The 4,325-nt window shown below is 67.6% G+C and carries 6 protein-coding genes and 1 pseudogene (2 of these 7 only partly in view); 1 reads left to right on the top strand and 6 read right to left on the bottom strand.

Going from position 1 to position 4,325, the window contains the following annotated elements; all coding sequences use genetic code 11:
• The 4 genes and pseudogenes from K789_RS23200 to arsB form a co-directional block, all read right to left on the bottom strand.
• Window positions 1-749 (bottom strand): annotated as a pseudogene (locus K789_RS23200) (NAD(P)-binding domain-containing protein); it reaches 632 nt to the left of the window's first position.
• Between the two features lie 123 nt (window positions 750-872).
• Window positions 873-1,847: a thioredoxin-disulfide reductase gene (trxB, locus tag K789_RS0114355; RefSeq protein WP_024367357.1), complete on the bottom strand. Its 975-nt coding sequence runs from the start codon at window positions 1,845-1,847 to the stop codon at window positions 873-875.
• A 10-nt stretch (window positions 1,848-1,857) separates the two neighbouring features.
• Complete coding sequence (locus K789_RS0114350; protein ID WP_024367356.1) at window positions 1,858-2,280, bottom strand: arsenate reductase ArsC; 423 nt, start codon at window positions 2,278-2,280, stop codon at window positions 1,858-1,860.
• A 27-nt stretch (window positions 2,281-2,307) separates the two neighbouring features.
• Window positions 2,308-3,405, bottom strand: coding sequence for an ACR3 family arsenite efflux transporter (gene arsB, locus K789_RS0114345; RefSeq protein ID WP_024367355.1), 1,098 nt, complete (start codon window positions 3,403-3,405; stop codon window positions 2,308-2,310).
• Window positions 3,406-3,662: 257 nt separating this feature from the next.
• Between arsB and K789_RS0114340 the strand changes: the two genes are divergently transcribed.
• Window positions 3,663-3,893 (top strand): hypothetical protein, encoded by a 231-nt coding sequence (locus K789_RS0114340; RefSeq protein ID WP_024367354.1) that lies wholly within the window; start codon window positions 3,663-3,665, stop codon window positions 3,891-3,893.
• A gap of 58 nt (window positions 3,894-3,951) precedes the next feature.
• On the opposite strand, the gene K789_RS26475 is transcribed toward K789_RS0114340, so the two are convergent.
• The gene (locus K789_RS26475; RefSeq protein WP_272943972.1) at window positions 3,952-4,284 is read right to left on the bottom strand and encodes an ArsA-related P-loop ATPase; all 333 of its coding nucleotides are present in this window, start codon (window positions 4,282-4,284) and stop codon (window positions 3,952-3,954) included.
• Window positions 4,181-4,325 carry the end of an arsenical pump-driving ATPase gene (gene arsA / locus K789_RS23195; protein ID WP_272943971.1) on the bottom strand. The gene runs 1,391 nt beyond the window's last position, so the window shows 145 of its 1,536 coding nt (coding positions 1,392-1,536); the start codon falls outside the window, past its right edge — the gene reads right to left on this strand; the stop codon is at window positions 4,181-4,183. The genes K789_RS26475 and arsA overlap by 104 nt, the downstream gene beginning before the upstream one ends.

Here is a 4,325-nt window from a genome sequence, read left to right as displayed (position 1 = left end):
CCATCGGCGTCGCCGCCGCCGTAGACCTTGGCTGCGGAGTCGCCGCGGATGGCCCACACGATCTTCGTCCCGGGCGCCTGGGCTGCGAGTTCGGAGAGGTTGAGCAGGGTGTTGGCGGCGGAGTGGCCGGCGCCGACTACGAGCGCCGTGCGGCCCTCGAACGTCCCGCGGTCCCGGCCCAGGACGTCCGGCAGCGGTGCGGAAATCCTGTCAGCGGCCGCGGCTTCGCCGAGGGCGGGCAGTCCGGAGGTTCCGAGCGGGTTGCGGGTGGACCACGTGCCGGAGGCGTCGATGACACCGGCGGCCTGGTAGTCACGGACTTCCCCGTCGGCGAGTTCGACCCGGACCACAAAGGGTGTGGTGTCGCGGTCACGGCTGTGGGTTTTATCCATGCCCTGCCGGGTCACTGCCACGACGCGGGCTCCGGTGTGCAGGCGGGACGCGATCGCCGGGAGCGCAGCGAGCGCGGTGAGGTACTGGTCGGTGAGTTCGCCGCCGGTGGGCAGCGCCGTCGGCTCAGGCGACACCCAGCCGGTGGCGGTGAGCAGACGGACGGCGGCGGCGTCGGTGTTGTACTGCCACGGGGAGAAAAGCCGGATGTGGCGCCACTGCCCGAGGGCTGCGCCCGCCGTCGGGCCGGCCTCGAGAATGAGCGGTTCGATGCCGCGTTCGATCAGGTGCGCCGCGGCGGCGAGGCCGATCGGGCCGGCTCCGATGACAGCTACGGGAAGGGTGGTGGTGACAGCCATGGTGTCCTCTGTTTCATCCGGTGGAGTGGCGGGTCGAGGCCCAACTAGCTGTCACTTAAGGCCGTTTTGAGGGCTCAAAACGGCCCCTGCTGCGAGTGAGTTGGGCGGGTCGGGTGGTGGGGTTCAGGCGTGGGTGGGGTCCTCGACGAGCGCGGTGGCGATGCTGTCGGCGTCGTCCAGGGCGGCGAGGTAGCGTTCGGCGTCCAGTGCCGCGGCGCAGCCGGTGCCGGCGGCGGTGATGGCCTGGCGGTAGCGGTGGTCCACGGCGTCCCCGCAGGCGAAGACGCCGGAGAGGTTGGTGACCGTGGTGGGTGAATCGACCTTGATGTAGCCCTCGGCGTCGAGCTCCACCTGGCCGTGCAGCAGTTCGGTGCGCGGGACGTGGCCGATCGCGACGAAAATTCCGGTGGCGGCCTGTTCGCGGGTTTCCCCGGTGCGCGTGTCGGTCAGGGTGACGCCGGTGACCTTGGCGTCGCCGTGGATGGCGGTGACGGCGGCGTTCCACGCGAAGCTGATCTTGGGGTTGTCCTTGGCCCGCTGGGCCATGATGCGGGAGGCACGGAGCTCGCCCTTGCGGACCACCACCGTGACGGACTTCCCGAACCGGGTCAGGAACGTCGCTTCCTCCATGGCCGAGTCTCCGCCGCCGACCACAATGATGTCCTGGTCGCGGAAGAAGAACCCGTCACACGTAGCGCACCAGGAGAGCCCGTGGCCGCTGAACTTCTTCTCTTCGGGGAGGCCGAGTTCCTTGTAGGCGGAGCCGGTGGCGAGGATGACGGCGGTTGCCTCGTGGGTCTCGCCGGCTCCGGTGACCACGCGCTTGAGGTGCCCGGTGAGCGTCACTTCGGTGACGTCGTCGAACACCACCCGGGCGCCGAACTTCTCGGCCTGCTGCTGCAGCCCGTCCATCAGCTCCGGCCCCTGGACCCCGGCGGGGAAGCCGGGGAAGTTCTCCACCTCGGTGGTGTTCATCAGGGCACCGCCCGCAGTGACGGCTCCGGCGATGACGAGGGGCTTGAGTCCGGCCCGGGCGGCGTAGATTGCCGCGGTGTAGCCGGCGGGGCCGGACCCGATGATGATCAGCTGTTCGGTCATGGTTCTGCTCCTACTTGGCGGCGGGGGTGAGGGATGCGATGAGGTCCTCGATGCGGGCCCTGATGTCGTCGCGGATCGGACGGACGGACTCGACGCCCTGGCCGGCCGGGTCCTCGAGTTCCCAGTCCTCGTAGCGCTTGCCGGGGAAGATCGGGCAGGTGTCGCCGCAGCCCATGGTGATCACGACGTCGGATTCCTTCACGGCCTCGGTGGTGAGGACCTTGGGGATTTCGGCGGACATGTCGATGCCGAGTTCGGCCATGGCCTCGACGGCGGCCGGGTTGACCTTGTCCGCGGGCTGGGAGCCGGCCGAGCGGACCTCGATCCGGCCCTCGCCGAGGGTGGTGAGGAAGGCGGCGGCCATCTGGGAGCGGCCGGCGTTGTGGACGCAGACGAACAAAACGGAGGGTTTCTTGGCGGTTTCGGTGTTCATGGGGGTCTCTCCTGAAATTTGTGCGGGTCAGGCGGAAAGGGGGCTGGGGGTGAAGTAGCGTGTGCGGGCCCAGAGGGCCGCATACACCAGTGCAACAAGGACCGGGACTTCGATCAAGGGCCCGACGACGCCGGCGAGGGCCTGGCCGGAGGTGACGCCGAAAGTGCCGATCGCCACGGCGATGGCGAGTTCGAAGTTGTTGCCCGCGGCGGTGAAGGCCAGCGTGGTGGTTTTGGCGTAGCCGAGGTCCAGCCACTTGCCGATCAGCATCCCGGCGCCGAAGACCACGAGGAAGTAGACCAGCAGGGGCAGGGCGATGCGGACGACGTCCAGCGGACGGGAGGTGATGGTGCCGCCCTGCAGGGCGAACAACAGCGTGATGGTGAAGAGCAGGCCGTACAGCGCCCACGGGCCGAGCTTGGGCAGGAACGTGCCTTCGTACCAGTCGCGGCCCTTGGCCTTTTCGCCGATCGTGCGGGTGAGGAAACCGGCCAGCAAAGGGATCCCCAGGAAGACCAGGACGGATGCTGTGATGGCCCAGAAGGAGAAATCGGCGCTGGTGGTCGGCAGGCCCAGCCATCCCGGCAGCAGCTGCAGGTAGAACCAGCCGAGCGCGCCGAACGCGATGACCTGGAAGACGGAATTGATGGCCACCAGCACGGCGGCGGCTTCGCGGTCCCCGCACGCGAGGTCGTTCCAGATCATCACCATGGCGATGCAGCGTGCCAGGCCCACGATGATCAGGCCGGTCCGGTACTCGGGCAGGTCCGGGATGAAGATCCAGGCCAGGGCGAACATGAACGCCGGGGCAAGCACCCAGTTGAGGACCAGCGAGGTGATCATCAGCTTGCGGTCTCCGACGACGCGGTGGGCCTGGTCGTAACGGACCTTGGCCAGCACGGGGTACATCATCACCAGCAGCCCGATGGCTATTGGCAGCGAGACTTCGCCGATCTTGACCGCCTCGAGTGCGGTGTTCAGGCCCGGGATGAAACTGCCCAGGACCAACCCCAGGACCATGGCGGCGATGATCCACACCGGCAGGAATCGGTCCAGGGTGGAGAGTTTGCCGACAACGGCACCTTCGCCTTCAAGGGTGGGCGACGGGTCAGTCTGGGTGCTCACGGGACTCCTGTGCTGCTCAGCTTTAGATTGATGCTTGTCGATATGGAGTATTCCCAACTATATCGATGAATGTCAATCCGTGTGCATAATAGACGCATGAATTCCCTGCCAACTGTTGTGCCGGCCCTCGACGAGGCCTGCTGCGCACCCTCCGGCCGGCCCGGCCTCCTGGCGCAGGTCCTTTAGTTCCTGCGACGCACACGTCGACAGAGTCGCCCCCAGGACCTGAGAACAGGACCGCAACCAAGGAGGACATCATGACCGAGGCTCCCACCACAGAAGACCGGCTGCGCGCGATGCTGCAGAACGTCCAGGCGGCAACGGCCAACACACGCCAGGCGATGGACTCCCCGGGCGACGAGAACTGGGTCCAGGACGGCGAGTCCGATGCCGAGTACCTGCGGGCCATCCAGCGGGACACGATCGCCCGGCTGGACGCTACCGTCCGGGACATCGAAGAACTGCTGGCCGGGCGCCTGGACGGCTAGCAGGCCAGACGCGTCGACGCCCCCCGCCGCACCAGCGTCGGCGGAGGCTCGATCCCCGTCAGGCAGGCAGGGAGCTGAGGGCGGTCAGGGCCGACAACTTCTCCTCGCCGATGGGCTCGTCGGGCAGCAGCGGAATGAGCGCTACCCGGCCCGTCAGGGTGTGCACCTTCGTGATCTGTTCGATTTCGCTCGCGGCGCGGGCCTGCAGGAACGGCGTCTGCGGGTGTGCTGCGGCGATCGAGTTGTTGATGACCCAGGCCCACGGATGAATTCCGGCCCGTTCCAGGTCACTGTTCAGCTCTTCGGCTTCCAGTACCGGCGTCGTTTCGGCCAGCGTAACGAGGACAACCTTGGTCTGGGCCGGGTCCTGCAGCCGCATGAGCGGCGTCACGAATCCCATGGTGTCGCCGACCTGGCGGGCGATCTCCCGGT

This window comes from Arthrobacter sp. TB 26 (assembly GCF_000427315.1).
Lineage (GTDB): Bacteria > Actinomycetota > Actinomycetes > Actinomycetales > Micrococcaceae > Arthrobacter.
Note: the sequence above shows the minus strand (reverse complement) of the source record. Positions and strands in the feature narration are given on the sequence as shown.

Bases quoted from the DNA above. Each gene is read 5' to 3' on its own strand.
- K789_RS0114340 (WP_024367354.1), top strand. From the start codon at position 3,663: ATGACCGAGGCTCCCACCACAGAAGACCGGCTGCGCGCGATGCTGCAG.
- K789_RS0114350 (WP_024367356.1), bottom strand. From the start codon at position 2,280: ATGAACACCGAAACCGCCAAGAAACCCTCCGTTTTGTTCGTCTGCGTC.
- trxB (WP_024367357.1), bottom strand. From the start codon at position 1,847: ATGACCGAACAGCTGATCATCATCGGGTCCGGCCCCGCCGGCTACACC.